The sequence below is a fragment of the Candidatus Latescibacter sp. IFSED24 genome, from assembly GCF_058273205.1.
This window is the reverse complement of record NZ_CM177850.1, coordinates 2,828,741-2,849,030: the sequence shown is the minus strand read 5'-3', so window position 1 is coordinate 2,849,030 and position 20,290 is coordinate 2,828,741. Positions and strand designations below refer to the sequence as shown.

Here is a 20,290-nt window from a genome sequence, read left to right as displayed (position 1 = left end):
GGAGCTCCCGCGGCGCCGGCTTCCGGGTCGCCCGACGCGCCGATCCCGCGAACGGACCTTGCCTGGGCGCGGTTTTATGGTCATCCTGGCCCGGATCACCTCGGCCCGGGAGAGTTCATGGCTGCGTTCCTGCGAGTCCTGCCCCTGTACCTGATGGCGCTGGCGGCCCCCGTATCGGTGGCCGGCGGCAACGTGGCCGCGGGTCTCATCCTGGTCTGGGCCGTGGTCCTGTCCGTGCGGCCGGCCGGCCGGCTACGGCACCTGCCGCCCCGGGATCTCCTGCTGGCGCTGGGGGCGTACCTGCTGGTGCACGCGCTGGCCACGGCGCTGTCGTCGCCCGGGCCCATGCGCTGGGACAAGTTCGGCGAGGAGCTTTGGTTCAAGCTGCTGCTGGTGGGCGTGCCCCTGGTGGCGGCGGGACAGGCGCCGGTGGTGCGCCGGGCGGTGGGCCTCGTCCTGGCCTCGGGGCTGGTGGCGGCGGTCTACGGCGTGGTGCAGCATTTCACCGGCTGGGACCTGATACGGCAGGAAAAGCTCCTGGGCTTCGCCGGCCACCCCATCGCCATCGGCTTCTCGGGACACCACCTGAGCTACGGCGGCCAGATCATGCTGCTGCTGGTGCTGGCCATGGCCTGGCTGCGCCAGGAGCTGCTGGACCGGCCCCGCCGGCTCTGGCTGCCGGCCGTGGTCTGCCTCGTCATGGGTCTGGCGCTGATCTGGTCGTTCGCCCGCAGCGCCCAGCTGGGCGCCTTCGCCGCCGCGGTCTTCCTCGCGCTGAGCCTGCCGCGACCCTGGCGCCGGGCCGGGGTGGCGGGGCTGGTGGCGGTGGTGGTCCTGGCGGTGGCCATGCCGGTGGTGCGCACGCGCGTGGCCGAGGCCTTCACCGACGAGAAGGAGGTCACCCGGCCCAACCTCTGGCGCAGCTCGGTGGCGGGGATCGCGGCGCGGCCGCTGCTGGGCTGGGGACCGGGCAACTTCCACGTCATGCTCGAGTCCCACGAGTATCCGGGCTACTACGAGTCCCGCGCCCACAGCCACAACGACTACCTCATGCACGCGGTGAACGCCGGCCTGCTGGGACTGGCGGCGGCGCTCTGGCTGCTGTGGGTCACGGTGAAGCACCTCTTCGCCGGCTGGCGGCGCGGCGGGCCGGGGAGCTGGATCCTGCTGGGGGCGCTGGCCTGTCAGGTCGCCGTCTCGGTGGCGGGCATCTTCCAGGTCTACCAGACCGACGACGAGCCCGAGATGCTGCTCTACTTCCTGGTGGGCTGCGGGCTGGCGCTCATGACGGGGTCGGCCGGCCACGGGGCCGACACCGCCGGTGACGTTGAGAATTCCGTCGACTGATAGCATATTGCCCGGATCATCGCGTTCCATTCAGCAAGGGTGAAGACCATGGCCTACGATCCCGCGAGCATCGAACCCCGGTGGCAACGGTACTGGGAGGAGCACCAGAGCTTCCGCGCGTCCGACGGGTCGGACAAGCCCAAGTACTACGTCCTGGACATGTTCCCCTATCCGTCGGGGCAGGGCCTGCACGTGGGGCACCCGGAGGGATACACGGCCACCGACATCATGGCGCGCTACAAGCGTCTGCGCGGTTTCAACGTGCTGCATCCCATGGGCTGGGACGCCTTCGGCCTGCCGGCGGAGAACTACGCGGTGAAGACCGGCACCCACCCCGCGATCACCACGAAGAAGAACATCGAGACCTTCAAGCGGCAGCTGAAGATGTTCGGCTTCAGCTACGACTGGGACCGTGAGATCTCCACCACCCACCCCGAGTACTACCGCTGGACGCAGTGGATCTTCACCCTGCTCTACCAGCAGGGGCTGGCCTACGAGGCCGAGGTGGCGGTGAACTGGTGCCCCGAGCTGGGCACCGTGCTGGCCAACGAGGAAGTGGTCGACGGCAAGAGCGAAATCGGCGGCCATCCGGTGATCCGCAAGCCCATGAAGCAGTGGATGCTCCGGATCACCGCCTATGCCGAGCGTCTGCTCGAGGACCTCGACGACCTCGACTGGCCCGAGTCCATCAAGGACCTCCAGCGCAACTGGATCGGCCGCAGCGAGGGCGCCGAGGTGGACTTCGAGGTGCCCGCGCTAAAGGAGAAGCTGCGCGTGTTCACCACGCGCCCCGACACCCTCTTCGGCGCCACCTACATGGTGGTCTCGCCCGAGCACGCCTGGGTCGACCGCCTGGCCGTGGGCGAGCAGCGCGCCGCGGTGCTGGCGTACTGCGAGGAGGCGGCGCGCAAGAGCGAGCGCGACCGCCAGGTGGCCCGCGACAAGACCGGCGTCTTCACCGGCACCATGGCGGTCAACCCGGTCAACGGCGCGGAGATCCCGATCTGGGTGGCCGACTACGTGCTCATGGGCTACGGCACCGGCGCCATCATGGCCGTGCCGGCCCACGACCAGCGCGATTGGGAGTTCGCCACCCAGTTCGGCCTGCCCATCGTCGAGGTCATCTCGGGTGGCGACATCGCCCGCGAGGCCTGGGCGGGCGACGGCGTGCTGATGAACTCGCCGCTCATCGACGGCCTGCCCGTGCCCGAGGCCAAGGCCAAGATCTCGGCCTGGCTCGAGGAGCGCGGCCTGGGCGAGGGCAAGGTCAACTACAAGCTGCGCGACTGGCTCTTCAGCCGGCAGCGCTACTGGGGCGAGCCGTTCCCGCTCCTGAAGCTCGCCGACGGCACGGTCCGCCTGCTCGAGCCCGACGAGCTGCCGCTGACGTTGCCCGAGGTCGACGAGTTCCGGCCCTCGGGCAGCGGCGAGGGCCCGCTGGCCACGGTCGACGAGTGGATCCACACCACCGATCCGGTGAGCGGCCAGGCGGCCGTCCGCGAGAGCAACACCATGCCCCAGTGGGCGGGGTCGTGCTGGTACTACCTGCGTTACATCGATCCGCGCAACACCGAGCAGGCGTGGGACGCGGTCAAGGAATCCTACTGGATGCCGGTCGACCTCTACCTCGGCGGCACCGAGCACGCCGTGCTGCACCTGATGTACGCCCGCTTCTGGCACAAGGTCCTCTACGACCTGGGCCTGGTCTCCACCACGGAGCCGTTCCAGAGCCTGCGCAACCAGGGCATGATCCTGGGCGAGAACGGCGAGAAGATGTCCAAGAGCCGCGGCAACGTGGTCAACCCCGACGACGTGATCTCGGTGCACGGCGCCGACGCCCTGCGCATGTACCTCATGTTCCTGGGCCCGCTGGACCGCGACAAGCCCTGGAACACCCAGGGCATCGAGGGCGTGCACCGCTTCCTCGACCGCGTCTGGCGGCTCTTCTGCGACGAGGACGACGCGCTGGCGCCGCAGGTCCAGGATACCGAGCCCGGCGAGGACGCGCTGCGCATCCTCCACCGCTGCATCCACGAGGTCACCGACCGCACCGAGAAGCTGCTCTTCAACACGGCCATCAGTCAGATGATGACCTTCGTCAACGAGATGAACCAGCTCGACGAACGGCCGCGCGCGGTGCTCGAGCCGTTCGTCCTCCTGCTGGCGCCCTACGCGCCGCACCTGGCCGAGGAGCTGTGGTCGAAGCTGGGCCACGAGGAGTCGCTCACCCACGCGTCCTGGCCCGAAGCCGATGCGCGCTACCTCGTGGCCGAGACCGTGACCTACGTGGTCCAGATCAACGGCAAGGTCCGCGACAAGCTCGAGCTGCCGGCCGACGCGGAGGAAGCCGCGGTGCGCGAGGCGGCGCTGGCCAGCGAGAAGGTGCAGAAGTGGTTGGAGGGCAAGGAGATCGTCAAGACGGTGTTCGTGGCGGGGAAGCTGGTGGGGCTGGTGGTGAAGTAGGTCCTGATCGCGGCGCCCGGATCGCCCCACCTCCGTGCCTGGATCAAGGCGCCCGGCTCCGGCCGGGCGCCTCTCGTTTGATGTCTCCGGGCTCCGGTGCCGGGGATCTTGCCACGACCCGGCTCCGGATGATAAGACTCTCCCTGCCCCGGCATCGGTCCCCGTCCCTTTCCGAGGCGGTCTCCCATGTCCCGGTCCCTTCTGCTGGGCCTCCTTGTCGCCACCGCGGCCACCGCGGCCACGCCGCCCGACTGGCCCTACGAGACCGGTTTCCGCTCCTCGCTGCTCCACGTCCACCCCGTGGTCAACTACGCGCTGCACCCCGAATGGCAGGCCGCCTGGGAGCGGAACCGCCTGGCGGGCTCGCTCTTCGCCGGCACCTTCGGCAGCATCCACACCAAGGAGCTCCTGGTCGACGCGCGCTGGACCGTCAACAGCCCCCTCGCCGACGGCACCTGGTTCCGTAACGACATCGTCTGGCGCGAGACCCGCCACCTGCCCACCGAGCGCCAGGACATCCTGCTCGGCTTGGAGCAGCGCGTGTGGCGTGGCCTGGCCGCCCTGGTCCAGGTCATGCCCGCCCGCGACAAGGAGGATCTGGACCTTCACCTGGGCGGTCTCTGGACCAGCGCGGACCGCACGCGTTACGTGCAGCTGGTCTACGTCATGGACGACCTGGTGTACGACGAGAAGACCGAGCTAGGGGCCGAGACCACCCAGCAGCCGCGCGGGCTCGCCTGGCTGGCGCGTCTGGCGCACGGTCCCTGGTCCTTCTTCACGCGGGGCCGCTGGCTGCAGGGCTTCGACCGCGACTATCCCGATGCCGAGGCCTCGCCCGAGCTGAGCCGCCAGGCGCGCACGGCCAACGAGCTGGAGGCGAGGCTGCGCTGGCAGCCGGCGGTGCGGACCCAGGTCGAGCTCTCCTGGCAACTCGTCGAGGATGCCGAGATCCGCACCTGGCGCGACGGCTCCTACGATTTCGACTACGCCGGCTGGTACCGCCTCCTCTCGCTTCGCGGCCTCTATCCCCTCTCCGACCGCTGGCGGCTGCGCGGCGAGCTGCACGGCCTGCGCCGCCGTGCCACGGTCAGCGACTACGGCGCCTTCGCCTACCACCGGACCGAGACGCTGTCGGCGCTCTACGGCGAATGGTCCTGGGGGCGGGGGCACCGCGTCGAGCTGGGCTACATGGGGTCCTGGTACGACTGGGCCTACGAGGACGGCGATGCCGAGGCGGGCTATGTCGACAAGCTGGAGGTGGGCCTGGTCTTGGCCCTGGCGAGGGGTTCGGCTCTCGAGATCTCCCTGAGCCACGAACCAAGTCTGGAGAAGTTCGGCGGGGGGAACATCCGGGCCATCGTCCAGTTCTGAGCCGGCAGGAGCTCGTGGCTGGAGCCAGCGATCGCGCTGTGGGGGCCGGGAGCTAGGTCCAGAGCGAGGGACGTCCGGTCAGCCGGCGCACCTGCTGGTCCCGGAGGTAGCGGATCGTTTCCGGGTCATCCACCCGGGGGATGCCCTTGAGCGATCCGCTGAGGTAGCCGAGGCCAAGGGCGATCCCGCCGGCGATCAGCGGCCGATCCTTGAGCCGACTGATGACCTTGGCCAGCATGAAGAGCGGATGGTAGCCACAGATGTGGTTGGCGCGGCCGTTCTTGAAGTAATTGCGCAGATCGCCGTCGGCGCCGCCGGTGGCGCGATGATGCTCGAGGCGGATGTCCTGCAGGGTCCGCGTGGTCCAGCCCAGCCGGTTGGCCTTGACCTCGTCGAAGGTGTCCCAGCCGGTGGAGGGGATCAGCCCCTGGATGTCGCGCCAGCAGGCCCGCCGGTAGATCTTGGTGGCGCCGCGGACATGGAACGGCGGATCGGTCTTGAATTCGCGCACGAGGTCGCCGCGACGACGGATGCAGACGCTTCCGCCGGCGATACCCAGTTCTGGGTCGGCGTCGAAATGGCTGAAGCAACGCGCGAAGTAATCCGGTGTGAAGCTGACATCGCCGTCGAGCTTGATCAGGTAGTCCCAGTCCAGGTCCGCCACCATGGCCAGCCCTTCGGCGAAGGCCTCCATGACGCCGGTGCCGGACTTGCGGAAGCCGCGGTCGCCGCGATGGAGGACCTGCAGGAAGGTCAGTTCGGCGGCGGCGCGGTCGAGGATCTCGCCGGTAGCATCGCTGGAACCGTCGTCGACCACGATCCAGCGGGTCGGGGGTATGGTCTGGTTCGCCATGCACGCAATGAGCTCGGGCAGATGCTCGGCCTCGTTGCGGACGGGCGAGATGACGACGTAAGCCGGCGAAGGGCGGTTCATTTTCAGCTCCGCGGATCCAGCAGGTCGGCGACGACGGCCAGGAACCCTTGCCGTTCCCTGGTCCATCGGTGGTCCTGGTACACACGTTGCCCCGAAATCACGATCTTGTCTACTGCTGTGGGGTGATTCCTTGCCCAGCTGATGCGCTCGGCCAGGTCGGTGGCGTCGCCTGGCTCGAAATAGATGACCGCATCGTCAGCGAAGTAATCGCGGATGCCACGCGTGTTGGGCGCCACCACGGGCTTGCTCAGCGCCAGGTACTCGAAGAGCCGGGTGGGCAGGTTGATCTCGGTGAAGGTGGTCCGCTCGTTGGGGACGAGGCCCAGATCGCAGGCGGCGACGGCGCGGGCGATGCCGCGCAGGTCGCAGGCGCCGCGATACGCGGCCACGCCGGTCAGGCCCAACGCCGTGATGCGCGCCTCGATCTCCGCCAGGAACGGTGTCGGGTAGCCGTAGATCGAGAAGTGCAGGTCGGGCATGGTGGGCGCGAGCAGAGCCACCGCCTCGAGCGCCGTGAGCAACCCGTGCCGCTCGACCAGGGAGCCGTGGTACATCAGTTCGAAACACTCAGGCTCCTGCGCGGTGGATTGGTCCCCGGCGCCGGTCGCGGCCTCGGGGCTGAAGATGTCCTCTTCGGGCGTGTTGACCACGATGGACATCTTGCCCGGCGGGCAGCTGCGCGACACGAAGAGGTCGCGGAACGCGATGTTGGGCGTCAGGGCGTGATCGGCGAACGCCAGGCTCCAGCGTTCCAGGACCCGCAGCAGGCGGACCGAGCCGCTGTCGGGCCGCAGGGAGAAGATCGATTCCATCAGTTCCGGCATGGGATCGTGCAGGTCCAGCAGGACCCGCGCGCCGCGCCACTTGGCCACCAGGGCGCTGAAGACGAGCACATCGGGCATGTTGTGGACATGGACCAGGTCGTAAGGCCTGCGGAGCGCGCGGCTGGAGACGACGGCGGCTGCGGCCAGCAGGAAGCCGAGGTATTGCAGGAGGTAGGTCAGCTTGCCTCGCCGTCGCCGGCGCAGCGGGATCCGGGTGACGTCGATCCCTTCCACCTGTTCGTGCCTGGGTAATTCCGGGTCCTGCAGCAGGCAGATGTAATCCACGGCCATCCCGGCCTGGACCAGCGCGCGGGCCTCGCGGAGGGGACGCGGGTCTTCCGGGAAATACGAGTAGACCACCACCGCGCAGCGACGACCGGCGAGGGCTGCTCCTGTGTCCGTGCGGAGGGGACTCTGGTGCAAGGGAAACCTCTCGAGATGGGACAGGTCACGCCGGGGGACGCGGATGCCCGGAAGATCAGCGGATCGGGACCCAGGCCAGCACGGGAGCACTTCGAACAGGGCGATTCCCGTCGTCGCCGGCGAGAATCATAGCCAAGATGAGCGGAGATGACAGCAAAGAAGATCGAGGATGGTCAACCAGATGCAGCGAGCCGGCCGCTCGGATCCGGTCGGCCGGCTCGCCTGGATCGCGCGTGGATCACACTCCCGGCGCCAGCATCATCGCCAGCAGCATTCCCCCGGCCGCCGGCGTCAACAGCAGCAGCAACACCCCGAGCCCCAGCGCCGCCTCGGGTCTCGGCACGCCGCCGCCGGTGCCGCTGAGCGAGCGGTACCGTGCCTGCAGGGCGAACCACACCACGCCGGCGATCAGGAGCACGGTCATGCCCACGAGCGTCGTGGAGAAGGACTCGGCGAAGCCCTGAGCCACCACCGCGGGGGAGATCTCCCGGGCGCGGCTGATGGCGCCGGCGGCGTTGTAGATCCCGCTGAACTGGCCCACGAAACCTACCAGCGCGGTCATGCCGGCCCAGAAGGGGATGGCGCGCAGGTCGGCCTCGAGGACCGGATCGGTGTGCCTGGCCGCCAGGCGAGTCAGGCGCAGGGTGGCACGCCCCACCAGCGCCAGGATGACCAGCGCGAGGATCAGCAGCGGCCAGACGAACATGCCACACTGTTTCAGGATCAGGATCATGACGTTCTCCTCGGTTCCGGCGTTCCGGGTGGGCGGGACGTCTCGGGATGCAGGACGGCGGCAAGGGCGGCGGCCTCGCAACGGTCGGCCTTGTGCTCGAGGATCTGCCAGGCCAGGCCGGTGAGCAGGGCGGCCACCAGGCTCACGACCAGCAGGCCGGAGCCGCGCTGGAGCCAGTCGAGCGTGGCCGGCAGGGCGGAGGTCTGGAACTGGTGGACCTGCCGGGCGGCCCACCAGAGCTCGCACCAGAAGCCCATGGCGCCGCAGACGAGCATGGCCACCGCGAGCATGGGCAGCAGGACGTGGCCGCGACGGAGGCGTCGCGGCTGGTGGTCCTGCCGCAGCCAGAGCATGTAGACGCGGTAAAGGAACGTGCCGGCGACCACGACCGCGAGCAGCGCCAGGGGCTGGATGAAGATGCTGCCGTGCGCCAGGAAACCCGGTGCGGCCGCCACGGTGCCGGCGACCAGGCACAGCATCAGCACGGTGGCGCTGGCCAGGCCGCGCTCCCACCACGTGCGGCTGGCATCGGGCAGCGACTCGAGCAGCCGGCGCAGCGCGGGACCGTGGATCCGGGCCAGGTCGTGCAGGGCCTCGTCGGAGAGGTCGCAGAACTCGAGGGCGCAGGCACGGGCCGCGGCGGGGTCCAGGCCGGCGGCGAGGCCGGTGGCGTGGAGGTCGTCGAGATCGGCGGCCACTTCCAGCAGCACGCGGGTGCGCGCGGGCTCGGGGAGATCGAGACGGTCGGCCAGGCGTTGGAGTTCGGGTTGGAAAAGACTCATCGGGACCAACCCCCCAGGGCGTCGCCGAGGCGGGCGGTGAAATCGGCGAGCTGGCGGCGGAGTTCGTCGGCCCGGGCCCGACCCGCTCCGGTGAGGCTGTAGTGCTTGCGCTTGCGACCGACCCCGGCAGGATCCCAGTCGCCCTGGATCAGGCCATCGTGCTCGAGCTTGTGCAGGATGGGGTAGAGCGTGCCGTGGTTCAGCCGGAAATGCCCGCCGGTCCGCGATTCCACGTCCAGGGCGAGCTGGTAGCCGTGGCGGGGCCCCTGGCCGAGGGCGGTCAGGATGAGCGCCTCGTGACAGGTGCGGGTGAGGTTCTGGGCTTCGAGGGGCGGCAGGCCGGTCAAGTCGGGCTCCTTATGTTGAGTGTCAATATATCGGTATTCGATATATAGGTCAACAATGAACGGCGCCGTTTCGTAATTCTTTTTTTGACCAGGCGATTCGTAATTAGCACTGTCTTGACGGACCCCAACGGTTGATACCATCGCCCGGGGAGACGGATGACACCATGACCAGGGCTCTGCCTGGATGGGGGAGTATCGGGGCCGGTCTCGTCTACCTGATCCTGACCGCTTCGGTGGCCATGGCCGGCGCGGACCAGGCGCCCGCCGACACCACGACCACTCCCGCCTACTACTTCTATCACGGTCGCGATTTCGGTTCGGAGCGATTGACCGGACCGCTCCGCCTGATCGTCAACGGCGGCTTCGGCATCCTGCAGATGGAGAACCGGTCGAACCAGTTCGACGAGATCCACTGGGAGAACGGCTGGCGCAACCTCTGGAAGAACCTGGGCAATCCCATCTCATCCATCGAGCACAAGGGGTGGTGGGATTTCCTCTCGTCGGAGATCATCCCCGTCAGCTTCAACGAGGGCAACGCCCAGTACTGGCCCAACTACATGAACCACCTCATCGGCGGCGGCATGAGCTACCGGATGATGCGCGAGTGGTACCGCTGGCATGGGTTCCGCAACGAGCGCGTGTGGGCGCTGACCACCATCACCGCCTACCACCTGCTCAACGAGACCGTCGAGATGAACGACAAGCAGGGCTGGCGTGTCGACCCGGTGGCCGACGTCTACATCTTCAACGTGGCGGGGATCCTGCTCTTCAGCAGCGATCGGGTCAGCCGGTTCTTCGGGGAAACCCTGAACATGGCCGACTGGTCCTACCAGCCGTTCTACGATCCGCGGCTGGGCACCCTGGAGAACATGGGCCAGAACTACATGGTCCGCCTGCGCCTGGGGCACACGACGCCCTGGTACCTCTTCTACCACTGGGGCAACAGCGGCGAACTGGGGGCCACCTACCATCTCGGCGGCGGCCACCATCTCAGCGCGGGGGCCGGATTCGTGGCGAAGAACCTGAAGGACGTGGACGGGATCAGCGAGACCGCGGACCTGGCCACCACCGCCGGCATGTTCTACGACCGCGAGGGGAGCCTGCTCGCCTCGGCGATCTACTCCAAGGTTAAGGACAACCGCTGGCGGGTGAATCTCTATCCCGGGCTGATCCGCTTGGGACCCTTGCGCCCGGGCTTGACCTTCATCACCACCGCCACGCGCGACATGCTGGTGGGCGTGACCTTCGGCAGCGTGCCCCTCGTGCCCGTGGGTCTGGGAGCCCGGGTGGGGCACAACCGCTGACCGATTGCCGGCCTCGGCTCCACGAAGAACCGCCGCCCCGGGTGGGGCGGCGGTTGCCGAAGGTCCACATGCCGGCAAGAATCTACCAGGCGCGGCCACTTTCCATCTGCTCCTGGGCCTCGATGCTCAGCCGCGCGGTGGGAATGGCGCGCAGGCGCTCGATGCCGATCTCCTTGCCCGTGACCTCGCAGATGCCGTAGATGCCGTCCTCCATGCGCTGCAGCGCATCCTCGATCTCGTACAGGTATTCGCTCTGGCTCGCCGAGAGCAGCAGCTTGGTCTCGTACTCGGCCTCGTCGCTGCCTTGATCGGCAAGGTGGTTGCTATGGGCACGGCCCGCGCCACTCTCGGACTCGCCGTCGGCGTGGCGGATGGCCTTGTCGTTGCGCTGCACATCCTTGAGCAGGCGCTGACGTTCCGTGACCAGGATGTCGCGGAGTTCGTCGAGGGTCTTCTTGTCCATGGGTCCTCCTGCGGGCCGATGCCGGCTCCAGTTTCCGACCGGCGATCTCCGGCGATCACTGACGATCTCATCGAGCCGGGGCCGATACGATACTCGTTGCGGCCCGGTTCGCAAGCTCGAAGTGCAAGCAATTTCGGGGCCGGAAAACGATACGGAATCGAGGTCCTGCAGGAAATAGCCCGACGACGATTCAGGCCGCGCCGTTGAGGAGCCGGCCGAACCCGCGCACGGCCTTCATCACCGGCGATCGGTGGCGCCCCCACTGGCGCTGGAGGGCGGGCAGCGCCGCGCGCGCGGCTTCGTAGCCGAGCTGGCGGATGGCCTCGCCGCTGCGGAAGTCGGCCCAGTGGAACGACTGCACGTCGGGCCGGATGAGCACGTCGGCGGTGGCGCAGACGTACTCGTTGAGCCGGTCGCGGGCCACGGCGTTGCTGCGCATGCCCAGGTCGAAACCCGAGCGCAGGTGGGGTTCCTGGTAGCCCGGGATGTCCACGGCCACCACGAAAGTGGCGCCCAGCTGCTGGGCGGCTTCCACGGGCACGCGGTACGGTCCGCCGCCGTCGACGATGACCCGGCCCTCGCGCTCCACGGGCGGGAAGACCCCCGGGATGGCGCAGCTGGCGTAGATCCCGTCGACCAGCGGTCCGTCCTCGAAGATCACCATCTCGCCGGAGACCAGGTCGAGGGCCACCGCGGCGAGGGGGATGGCGAGGTCCGCGAAGGACTCGGTGCCGGCGAAGAGGCGGGCCAGGGGGTCCCGGAGGCGGGCCTGGCTCTCGGCCGAGCGGGTGGCCATGGTCTTCACCGCGATGCGGCCGCGATGCATGAAGTCGAAGAGCCCGTCCCACGGCCGACCGTTGGGGCGTTCCTCGCCCTCGCGACGGGGCACGAAGGCGCTCCAGTAGTCGGCGAACTCGCGGTCTCCGACGTAATCGCTGAGCTGCTGCCAGACCGTGGCTGGCGCGGGTTCGCGGGCGTAGAGCGCACCCACCAGGGCGCCCATGCTGGTGCCGGCGATCACGTCGATGGGCAGGTCCGCCTCGTGGAGCGCCTGCAGGACGCCGCAGTGCGCGAGGCCGCGGGCGCCGCCGCTGCCGAGGACGAGGCCGAGGGTGGGTCGGGTCATGGCGTGTCTCCCCTGGGGTCACGGTCCGGGTCGTCACGACGAACATTATGATGTGGCTTTGCCATTGCCAAATCCCACGCTATCCTGGGCCGTGATCATGTGTGATGATTTGTGGTATAATCACTCAATTCGACCGAGGGTGTCGTGCCCCCCGCGTCGGTCGGCCGAACTCGCTGTTCCTTCAGCATCCGGAGATGGCTCCCGTGAAGAACTTGCCTGCGCTGCTCGTGTTCCTGATCGCCTTGCTCGTGTCCCTGCCCGCCCTGGCCCAGGACAAGACCGCGCCACGGCTCGACCGTGCCCTGGCCGACCCCGACGGCGCCATGCGCCAGGCCGACGGCACCTACGCGGTTTGGGTCTACTTCACCGACCGGGGGCTCGCCGGCGACGACCTCGCCGCGGCGCTCGCGGCCGCCGAGGGGGCGCTGCCCGAGCGCACGCTGGCGCGGCGCGCCCGGTCGCTGCAGCCCGGCCAGCGACTGGTCGACGCGCGGGACCTGGAGGTGTCTCCGGCGTACCGCGCGGCCGTCGCCGCCACCGGCGCCCGCGCCCGGCGCCAGTCGCGCTGGCTGAACGCGGCGAGCTTCGACGCCACGCCCGACCAGATCGCCGCCGTGGCCGCCCTCGCCTTCGTCGAGCGGATCGACCTGGTGGCCCGGTTCCGCCGCCCCGTGCCACCGGTGCTGCCGGTGGAGCGCGAACTCACCGCCGAGGCGCTGGCGGCCGCCCGCGCCGAGGCCGCCGGGCGCTACGACATCAACTACGGTCCCAGCCTCGCCGGCCTCGAGCAGATCAACGTGCCGCCGGTGCACGCCATGGGCATCACCGGCGAGGGCGTGGTGATCGGCATGCTCGACACGGGCTTCAAGACCACCCACGAGGCGCTGGCCGGGATCCCGGTGATCGCGCGGTACGACTTCATCAACGACGACGACGTGGTGGAGAACGAGCCCGGCGATTCCCCCACCCAGCACAACCACGGCACCAAGACCCTCTCCACGGTCATGGGCTACAGCGACGGCGCGCTTGTGGGGCCGGCGTTCGGCGCCACCGCCATCCTGGCCAAGACCGAGGACGTCTCGCAGGAAGTCCCCATCGAGGAGGACAACTGGGTGGCTGGCCTCGAGTGGGTCGAATCGCTGGGCGCCGACGTGGTCTCCAGCAGCCTCGGCTACTACGAGTGGTACGAGTTCGCCGACCTCGACGGCAACACCGCCGTCACCACCATCGCCGCCGACCTCGCCGTGGGCCGCGGCGTGGTGGTGGTCAACTCCGCCGGCAACGAGCGCGGCTGGGGCTTCGGCCACATCATCGCGCCCGCCGACGGCGACAGCGTCATCGCCGTGGGCGCGGTGACCCTGGCGGGCGACATCGCCAGCTTCAGCTCGCCCGGCCCCACCTACGACGGCCGCATCAAGCCCGACGTCTCGGCCCAGGGCGTGGGCAACCACGTGGTCTCGGTGAGCGACGACCAGGGCTACGGCGCGGCCGACGGCACCAGCTTCTCCTGCCCGCTGACCGCGGGCGTGGCCGCGCTGGTCCTGGCCCGCGCGCCCAGCCTCACGCCGATCCAGGTCCGCGAGGCGCTCCGCGAGACCGCCGACCGCGCCGGCAATCCCGACAACGACTTCGGCTGGGGCATCCTCGACGCCCACGCCGCGGTGACCTACTGGGGCGCCAACATCGCCCACGAGCCGCTGGGCGACACCGAGGACACGGTCGGCCCGTACGCGGTGGCCGCCACGATCACCGACCGGCTGCCGCTGGATCCGGGCGAGCGCTGGCTCGTCTGGTCCACCGACGGCGAGACATGGCAGCAGACCGCGCTGGACCTCGTGGCCGGCGACGAGTACATGGCGCTGCTGCCGGCCCAGCCCGCGGGCACGGAGATCGCCTACTACCTGCAGGTCACCGACTCCGCCGACATCACCACCCGACTGCCGGTGGCCGGCGCCGCGGCGCCGTTCACCTTCGCGGTCGGTCCGGACACCACGCCCCCAGTCCTGGCGCACACGCCGCTGGGCGACCAGCCGCTGATCACCTGGCCGCCCGTGGTCGCCGCCGAGGTCACCGACAACCTGGGCGTGGACCGGGTCGAGCTGGTCTTCACGCTCAATGGCGGTCCCGCGCAGGGGCCCTTCCTGCTGGAGGACCGGTCGGGCCTCTACGTGATCACCTTCCCGCTGGCGGCGGGCGAGGTGCAGGTGGGCGACCAGATCGCCTACACGGTCACCGCGTTCGACCAGGCCGGCACGCCCAACGTCACCGTGAGCGGTCCCCACCTGTTCGAGGTCATCGACACCCTCGGCGTGGTGCTGGTGATCGACGACACCGACCGTGGCGAGACCGACGTCAAGTACGACGAACAGAAGCAGCCGCTGGCCCCGCGCGACGGCCGCTCCGCCGCCACCGAGATGGCGCAGTGGCTGACCGAGGCCGGCTACGTGGCCGACGTGATCAACGCCGCAGGAGTCACGCCCGACAGCTTCGACGGCTATCAGGCCCTGGTCTACTCGGCCGGCGACAACACCGGTCCCTTGACCAGCGCCACCCTCCGCGACGCCCTGCGTGCCTGGGCCAACGCCGGCGGCCGGATCCTGGTCGAGGGCGGCGAGGTGGGCTACGACGCGCTCAGCTCCCCCGGGTACAGCGGCTTCGCCCAGGACGTGCTGCACGCCACGAGCTGGCGCAGCGACAACGGCGGCGCGCTCGAGGTCGCCGCGGGCCAGGCCGGCCATCCGCTCATGGTCCGCCCCAACCCGCTGCCGACCACCATCCCGGTGACCTACAACGGCTACGGCGACGAGGACGCGGTCGACCCCGCCGCCGACGCCTTGGTGGTGCTGGAGACCGCCAGCTACAGCGGCGCCGCGGGCGTGCTGGTTTACGACGACACGCCGGCGCCCCAGGCCGGCCAGATCGTCTACCTGGCGTTCAACATCAACGCGGTCGACGCCGCCGCCGGGCGCGCCCTCACCGAGAACGCCCTGGCGTACCTGCTCGCGCAGGAGACGCCGGCTTCCGGGGTCATCGCGGGCACGGTGGCCATGGCCGACGGCAGCGAGCCCTCGGAAGTGACCGTCAGCTGCGGCCCGGCCTACAGCACGGTCACCGGCCCCGACGGCGCTTACCGTTTCGAGGGCCTCTACGGCGCCACCTACCTGGTCACCGCCAGCAAACCGGGCTACGCCACCGCGGTGGAGACCGTGGTCCTGGACGACGGCCAGGTCCTCGAGGGTGTCGACCTCGTGCTTTGGCCGGTGACCGAGGTGCACGTGAGCACCGCCCCTGGCTTGCCCATCCCGGACGACAATCCCACCGGGGTCACCAGCGTGCTGACGGTGGAGGCCACGGGGGACCTGTCGGCCATCACCGTCGACATCGACATCCAGCACAGCTGGATCGGCGACCTCACCGTCCGGCTCACCAGCCCCCAGGGCACCACCGTCACGCTCCACAACGGCTCGGGCAGCAGCGCCGACGACATCGTGGGCAACTGGCCCGAGACCCTCGACGTGGACGGCCCCGGCCAGCTCGCCGATTACCTGGGCGAGCCCATCGCGGGCGACTGGACGCTCCACGTGGTCGACGACGCGGGCAGCGACACTGGGACGCTCGTGGCGTGGGGCCTGAACATCCTGGTCCCCGCCGTGATCACCGCGGCGCCGGTCGACGTCCCCGCGGTCACGCGCCTGGTGGGCAACGCGCCCAATCCGTTCAATCCCCAGACCACCATCGCCTTCGACCTGGCCCGCGCCCAGTCCGTGCGCCTGGAGGTGTTCGACCTGCGCGGCCGGCTCGTGCGGCGCCTGCACGACGGCGTGCTCGCCGCCGGCCGGCACGAGGTGCGCTGGGACGGCCGGGACGCCGCCGGGCGCGAGAACGCCAGCGGGGTGTACCTGTGCCGGCTGAGCGTGGAGGCGGGGGCGCAGTTGCACAAGATGATGCTGGTTCGGTAGGTCTGGTTGTCGGGGGCCTCGTCAGGTGGGCCCGGAGTTTCTGGCGACTGGCCGTCGGGCGGGCCTTGTCCTATCGTGCCCGGATTGGGGTTTGCTTCGACCCCAGTCAGCGAGGAGGATCATCGATGCATCAGCTCACGAGGATCGTGTTTCTGGCCGGCCTGCTGGCCCTGCTAGGCGGCGCCGTGCTGGCCGCCACGACCGAGGAAGGAAACGACTCCACCATGACTCCCGATCAGGACGCTCGTAATCTGCTGTTCATCCACCATTCGTGCGGGGGACAGCTGTTCGCCGATCAAGGCGAGAACTCCGGCTCCCAGTGCATCTACGTCAGCCACCCCAACGGTGGCGGGCTGCGCCGGATGCTCGAGAACGCAGGCTACGCGGTCAACGAGGCCAGCTACGGCTCCATCGTGGGCGCGGACACCGACATCTGCCACTGGCACCGGAAGTTCGCCAGCCAGATGGACCGGATCCTGCAGACCAGGAACCAGGACGAGCTGCTGCCCGACGGCGTGCGCAACGACATCGTCTGCTTCAAGAGCTGCTTCCCCAACAACGACTTCAAAGGCGAGGGCAAGGAGCCGGGAGATCCGGACAGCTGCGAGAAGACCGTGGCCAATGCGCGCGCGGCCTACCGGACGCTGCTGCCCTTCTTCCGCGAGCACCCCGACGTGCTCTTCGTGGCCTTCACGGCGCCTCCGCTGGCCGAGCGCAATCCCTCGGGCTTCAAGGCCAAGCTCAAGAACTGGCTCAAGCCCCAGTCCAAGGGTGCCGCGCTGGCGCGCGAGTTCAACAGCTGGCTCGCCGATCGCGAGCAGGGCTGGCTCGCCGGCTACGACCTGCCCAACGTGGCGGTCTTCGACTACTACGACGTGCTGACCGACAACGGGGCCACCAACCTCTCGGCCTATCCCACGGGCGGCGGCCACGACAGCCACCCCAGCAGCACCGGCAACCAAAAGGCCGCCGCGGCCTTCATGCCGTTCCTCGAGGCGGCCACCGCGGGCATGAGCTGGCCGAATCCGTGACCGGACCAATCGGCATCGTTGCCGTCGGTGAGCTCTTCGGAGGCGCCGAGCGCCACATCCTCGGCCTCGGCGCCTTCCTCGGTGAACGCGGCCTCCAGCCGCACGTGATCCTCTTTCACGACCGCGAACTGGCGGCCCAGTGCCGCGCCGACGGCCTGCCGGTGCACGTGATCCCCACGCGGTCGGCCTTCGACCTCGCCGCCCCACGGCGCCTCGGCCGCCTCCTCGCCGACCACGGCATCCGCCTGGTCCACGTCCATGGCTACAAGGCCGCCGTGAACGCCGCGCTGGCGACGGGCCCATTCGCCATGGTGGCCACCATGCACGGCCAGGGCGAGCCCACCTGGCGGCATCCGCGGGCCTTCCTGCGCGACCGGCTCTATCGCACCCTCGAGGTCCGGGCCTGCCGGCACCGCCGGGCGCCCATCTGCTTCGTGACCGCGGACCTCCAGCGCCGGCACGGCAAGAGCTACGGTTCGGCGGCCCTGCACACGGTGCACAACGGGATCGAACCCCTGGAGCGTGCCGCCTTCCCCGAGCGCCCCGAGGGCCTGGCGCCGGAGCGCCTGCACGCGCTCATGGTGGGACGGCTGAGCGGCGTCAAGGGCATCGACATCGCGCTGAGGGCGCTGTCTCTCCTGCCGGAGAACCACTCCTGGCAGCTGAACCTGGTGGGGGAGGGCGGCCTCCGACCCGAGCTGGAAGCCCTCGCGGCCTCGCTCGGCGTGGCCGACCGCGTGACCTTCCACGGCTTCCGCCGCGACGTCTACGCGCTCATGGCCCACAGCGATCTGCTGGTCATGTCCTCGCACCACGAGGGCCTGCCCTACACGCTGCTGGAGGCCATGTCGCTGGGGCTGCCGACCCTGGCGTCGGACGTGGGCGGGCTGGCCGAGGTGCTGGTCCATGACCGGACCGGCTGGCTGGTGCCCGTGGGGGATGTGGCGGGGTTCGCGGACGGATTGCAGCGGTTGGGCGAGGATGCCGGTCTGCGCGAGCGCCTCGGCACGCAAGCCGCCAGCGAGCAGCGCCGGCGCTACACCCTGACGGCCATGGGCGAGCAGTACCTGGCGATCTATGAGGCCGCCGCCGGTCGCCGCGCGTAACGCAGCAGGATCAACCCGACCCAGATCCCGACCAGGACCAGGAACCCGATCACGTCGGGCCAGACGTTCTCCAGCTGAGGCACGCGCCCCAGGTTCACGCGCACGGCGTGGTGGAAGAGGTCGAGCACGAAGATCTGGGTGAAGGTGCCGAGCCAGAGGACGCGGCAGGCCAGGTCGCAGCGCGTGTGGTCGCAGCGTTCCGGGGCGAGCCACCACTGGCGGTTGGGCAGGCTGAACCAGCGGGCCGGCGACTTGATCAGGATCCCCGCGAGCAGCGCGAAGGCCGCGGCGAGGACCGTGATCACGGTCAGCTGGATGTCGATCATGGTGCTGCGCGAGGTCCAGGCGGCGGGGGCGCCGGTGGCATCGAAATGGCTGGCGACCTGGTCGGGCAGCAGGGTCGAGTAGCAGAGCGCGTGGCAGAGACCGAGGCCGACCGAGACGGCGAAGGCCAGGGCGGCGAGCTGGCGGCGAACCATGGGCGAACTCCATCCCGTGGGGAGATGGTCAGGGAATGATCTCCGGTGTTACCCGAGCCTGCTGGCGATTGTTCCCGGCAGATTGACCGCGTCGCCGCGGGCCGCTAATCTGGACCGTCACGGCGACCGACGATCCTTCGACGACAACGGATGGCGACACCATGGCCCGAGCTACCACCAGCTTCGTCTGCAGCGATTGCGGTCACACCGAGGTCCGCTGGTACGGCCGCTGTCCGTCCTGCGGCACCTACGGCACCATGAAGGAGTTCCGCGAGGCTGCCGACGGCAAGGGCTCCCGCGGCTTCCAGGCCCCTCACCAGCGGGACGCACGGCCGGTCCAGCCGGTTGCCTTGCGCGAGATCGACGCGGCCCGCACCGCGCGGATCCCGGTCGAACCCGCCGAGATCGCCCGCGTCCTGGGCGGCGGCCTGGTGGAGGGGTCGGTGGTGCTGCTGGGCGGCGAGCCGGGCGTGGGCAAGTCGACCCTGCTGACCGGCCTCGCGCTGCGCTGGGTGCGCGCCGGCGTGCGCGTGCTCTACGTCGCGGGCGAGGAATCGCCGGCGCAGATCCGGCTCCGCGCCGAGAGGCTGGGCTTCGCGCCCGACCGCGAGGAGGGCTTCCACATCCTGGCCGAGGTGCGCCTCGAGCCGCTGGTGGCGGCGCTGCAGACGGCGCTCGCCGCGCACGAGGGCCCCACGGTGATCATCGCCGACTCGGTGCAGACCCTGCACGGCGAGGCGGTGGACAGCTACCCCGGCTCGCCCACGCAGATCCGCTACTGCGGCGGCATCCTGGCCGACCTCGCCCGCCGTCACGGCAGCCCCGTCTTCCTGGTGGGCCATGTGACCAAGACCGGCGACCTGGCCGGGCCCAAGCTGCTCGAGCACATGGTGGACACTGTGCTCTACTTCGAGGGCTCGGGCGGCGGCTCGATTCGGCTGGTGCGCGCGGTGAAGAACCGTTTCGGGACCACCGGGGAGCTGGCGGTGCTGGAGATGCGCCAGGACGGCCTGGTGCCGGTGGACGACGCGGGGGTGCTCTTCCTGGGCGGCAACCGCGGCGGACACGAGCCGGGGGCGGCGGTCTGCGCGGTGCGCAACGGCTCGCGGGTGTTCCTGGTGGAGGTCCAGGCGCTGGTGGCGCCCTCGCGGTACGGCACGCCGCAGCGGGTGGTCCAGGGGGTCGACGGCAAGCGGGTGGCGCTCCTGGCGGCCATCCTCGAGAAGCGCGCCGGGCTCGACCTCGCCGGCTGCGACGTCTTCGTGAAGGTGGCGGGCGGCGGCCGGCTCGACGATCCCGCGGCCGACCTCGCCATCCTGGCCGCCCTGGCCTCGAGCCTGCGCGAACGCGCGCTGCCGGTGGGCACGCTGGTACTCGGCGAGGTGGGTCTCACGGGCGAGGTGCGGCCCGCGGCGGCGGAGTCGGAACGTCTGCGCGAGGCGGCGCGGCACGGGTTCACCCGCGCCGTCTGCGCCACCTCCGCGGGCAAGCACGAGCGCGCGGCGGCGCCGCGGGGCCTAGCCATCGTCGGCGCGGTGAGCGTCGAGGAGGCGGTGGCCCTGGCCCTGGCGCCGCACGGCGACGCCGAGAGGGGATGA

General features: G+C 69.9%; 16 protein-coding genes. 8 read left to right on the top strand and 8 right to left on the bottom strand.

The genetic code is table 11. The features are described 5' to 3' along the window. The first annotated feature begins 117 nt into the window (after positions 1-117). The 3 genes from IFSED24_RS11550 (at position 118) to IFSED24_RS11540 (ending at position 5,181) form a co-directional block, all read left to right on the top strand. Positions 118-1,347: an O-antigen ligase family protein gene (locus IFSED24_RS11550; RefSeq protein WP_491331615.1), complete on the top strand. Its 1,230-nt coding sequence runs from the start codon at positions 118-120 to the stop codon at positions 1,345-1,347. A 48-nt stretch (positions 1,348-1,395) separates the two neighbouring features. Beyond that, positions 1,396-3,810: a leucine--tRNA ligase gene (gene leuS / locus IFSED24_RS11545; protein ID WP_491331614.1), complete on the top strand. Its 2,415-nt coding sequence runs from the start codon at positions 1,396-1,398 to the stop codon at positions 3,808-3,810. Between the two features lie 186 nt (positions 3,811-3,996). After that, positions 3,997-5,181: a hypothetical protein gene (locus IFSED24_RS11540; RefSeq protein ID WP_491331613.1), complete on the top strand. Its 1,185-nt coding sequence runs from the start codon at positions 3,997-3,999 to the stop codon at positions 5,179-5,181. Between the two features lie 52 nt (positions 5,182-5,233). Here the strand turns inward: IFSED24_RS11540 and IFSED24_RS11535 are convergent, their stop codons facing one another. From IFSED24_RS11535 to IFSED24_RS11515, 5 genes are all read right to left on the bottom strand, one after another. After that, complete coding sequence (locus IFSED24_RS11535; protein WP_491331612.1) at positions 5,234-6,115, bottom strand: glycosyltransferase family 2 protein; 882 nt, start codon at positions 6,113-6,115, stop codon at positions 5,234-5,236. Positions 6,116-6,117: 2 nt separating this feature from the next. Further along, positions 6,118-7,362 carry a glycosyltransferase family 4 protein gene (locus IFSED24_RS11530; protein ID WP_491331611.1) on the bottom strand — a complete coding sequence of 415 codons (1,245 nt, stop codon included), beginning with the start codon at positions 7,360-7,362 and terminating at the stop codon, positions 6,118-6,120. Between the two features lie 238 nt (positions 7,363-7,600). Beyond that, positions 7,601-8,095, bottom strand: a complete 495-nt coding sequence (locus IFSED24_RS11525) for a MotA/TolQ/ExbB proton channel family protein (RefSeq protein ID WP_491331610.1) — start codon at positions 8,093-8,095, stop codon at positions 7,601-7,603. Then, positions 8,092-8,877: a hypothetical protein gene (locus tag IFSED24_RS11520; RefSeq protein ID WP_491331609.1), complete on the bottom strand. Its 786-nt coding sequence runs from the start codon at positions 8,875-8,877 to the stop codon at positions 8,092-8,094. Before IFSED24_RS11520 ends, IFSED24_RS11525 begins: the two co-directional genes overlap by 4 nt. After that, positions 8,874-9,224 (bottom strand): PadR family transcriptional regulator, encoded by a 351-nt coding sequence (locus tag IFSED24_RS11515; protein ID WP_491331608.1) that lies wholly within the window; start codon positions 9,222-9,224, stop codon positions 8,874-8,876. Before IFSED24_RS11515 ends, IFSED24_RS11520 begins: the two co-directional genes overlap by 4 nt. Before the next feature lie 164 nt (positions 9,225-9,388). Here IFSED24_RS11515 and IFSED24_RS11510 point away from each other — a divergent pair, with 164 nt between their 5' ends. Next, complete coding sequence (locus IFSED24_RS11510; RefSeq protein ID WP_491331607.1) at positions 9,389-10,528, top strand: hypothetical protein; 1,140 nt, start codon at positions 9,389-9,391, stop codon at positions 10,526-10,528. 82 nt (positions 10,529-10,610) lie between these two features. Here IFSED24_RS11510 and IFSED24_RS11505 read toward each other — a convergent pair whose 3' ends face one another. Both IFSED24_RS11505 and IFSED24_RS11500 read right to left on the bottom strand, forming a co-directional pair. Next, positions 10,611-10,991, bottom strand: coding sequence for a TraR/DksA family transcriptional regulator (locus IFSED24_RS11505; RefSeq protein WP_491331606.1), 381 nt, complete (start codon positions 10,989-10,991; stop codon positions 10,611-10,613). Between the two features lie 190 nt (positions 10,992-11,181). Continuing rightward, positions 11,182-12,117: a patatin-like phospholipase family protein gene (locus IFSED24_RS11500; RefSeq protein ID WP_491331605.1), complete on the bottom strand. Its 936-nt coding sequence runs from the start codon at positions 12,115-12,117 to the stop codon at positions 11,182-11,184. A 203-nt stretch (positions 12,118-12,320) separates the two neighbouring features. Here IFSED24_RS11500 and IFSED24_RS11495 point away from each other — a divergent pair, with 203 nt between their 5' ends. The 3 genes from IFSED24_RS11495 (at position 12,321) to IFSED24_RS11485 (ending at position 18,213) form a co-directional block, all read left to right on the top strand. After that, entirely contained in the window at positions 12,321-16,076 is a 3,756-nt protein-coding gene (locus IFSED24_RS11495) for a S8 family serine peptidase (RefSeq protein WP_491331604.1), read from the top strand. Positions 16,077-16,201: 125 nt separating this feature from the next. Further along, entirely contained in the window at positions 16,202-17,107 is a 906-nt protein-coding gene (locus IFSED24_RS11490) for a hypothetical protein (RefSeq protein WP_491331603.1), read from the top strand. Then, the gene (locus tag IFSED24_RS11485) at positions 17,104-18,213 is read left to right on the top strand and encodes a glycosyltransferase (protein ID WP_491331602.1); all 1,110 of its coding nucleotides are present in this window, start codon (positions 17,104-17,106) and stop codon (positions 18,211-18,213) included. Before IFSED24_RS11490 ends, IFSED24_RS11485 begins: the two co-directional genes overlap by 4 nt. Here IFSED24_RS11485 and IFSED24_RS11480 read toward each other — a convergent pair. After that, positions 18,183-18,692, bottom strand: coding sequence for a hypothetical protein (locus tag IFSED24_RS11480; protein WP_491331601.1), 510 nt, complete (start codon positions 18,690-18,692; stop codon positions 18,183-18,185). The genes IFSED24_RS11485 and IFSED24_RS11480 overlap by 31 nt on opposite strands. A 161-nt stretch (positions 18,693-18,853) precedes the next feature. Between IFSED24_RS11480 and radA the strand changes: the two genes are divergently transcribed. Continuing rightward, the gene (radA, locus tag IFSED24_RS11475; RefSeq protein ID WP_491331600.1) at positions 18,854-20,290 is read left to right on the top strand and encodes a DNA repair protein RadA; all 1,437 of its coding nucleotides are present in this window, start codon (positions 18,854-18,856) and stop codon (positions 20,288-20,290) included.

What these genes read in the sequence shown, in the direction of transcription:
- IFSED24_RS11550 (WP_491331615.1), top strand. Translation starts at nt 118, where the DNA reads ATGGCTGCGTTCCTGCGAGTCCTGCCCCTGTACCTGATGGCGCTGGCG.
- leuS (WP_491331614.1), top strand. Translation starts at nt 1,396, where the DNA reads ATGGCCTACGATCCCGCGAGCATCGAACCCCGGTGGCAACGGTACTGG.
- IFSED24_RS11540 (WP_491331613.1), top strand. Translation starts at nt 3,997, where the DNA reads ATGTCCCGGTCCCTTCTGCTGGGCCTCCTTGTCGCCACCGCGGCCACC.
- IFSED24_RS11535 (WP_491331612.1), bottom strand. Translation starts at nt 6,115, where the DNA reads ATGAACCGCCCTTCGCCGGCTTACGTCGTCATCTCGCCCGTCCGCAAC.
- IFSED24_RS11525 (WP_491331610.1), bottom strand. Translation starts at nt 8,095, where the DNA reads ATGATCCTGATCCTGAAACAGTGTGGCATGTTCGTCTGGCCGCTGCTG.
- IFSED24_RS11520 (WP_491331609.1), bottom strand. Translation starts at nt 8,877, where the DNA reads ATGAGTCTTTTCCAACCCGAACTCCAACGCCTGGCCGACCGTCTCGAT.
- IFSED24_RS11510 (WP_491331607.1), top strand. Translation starts at nt 9,389, where the DNA reads ATGACCAGGGCTCTGCCTGGATGGGGGAGTATCGGGGCCGGTCTCGTC.
- IFSED24_RS11505 (WP_491331606.1), bottom strand. Translation starts at nt 10,991, where the DNA reads ATGGACAAGAAGACCCTCGACGAACTCCGCGACATCCTGGTCACGGAA.
- IFSED24_RS11500 (WP_491331605.1), bottom strand. Translation starts at nt 12,117, where the DNA reads ATGACCCGACCCACCCTCGGCCTCGTCCTCGGCAGCGGCGGCGCCCGC.
- IFSED24_RS11490 (WP_491331603.1), top strand. Translation starts at nt 16,202, where the DNA reads ATGCATCAGCTCACGAGGATCGTGTTTCTGGCCGGCCTGCTGGCCCTG.
- IFSED24_RS11480 (WP_491331601.1), bottom strand. Translation starts at nt 18,692, where the DNA reads ATGGTTCGCCGCCAGCTCGCCGCCCTGGCCTTCGCCGTCTCGGTCGGC.
- radA (WP_491331600.1), top strand. Translation starts at nt 18,854, where the DNA reads ATGGCCCGAGCTACCACCAGCTTCGTCTGCAGCGATTGCGGTCACACC.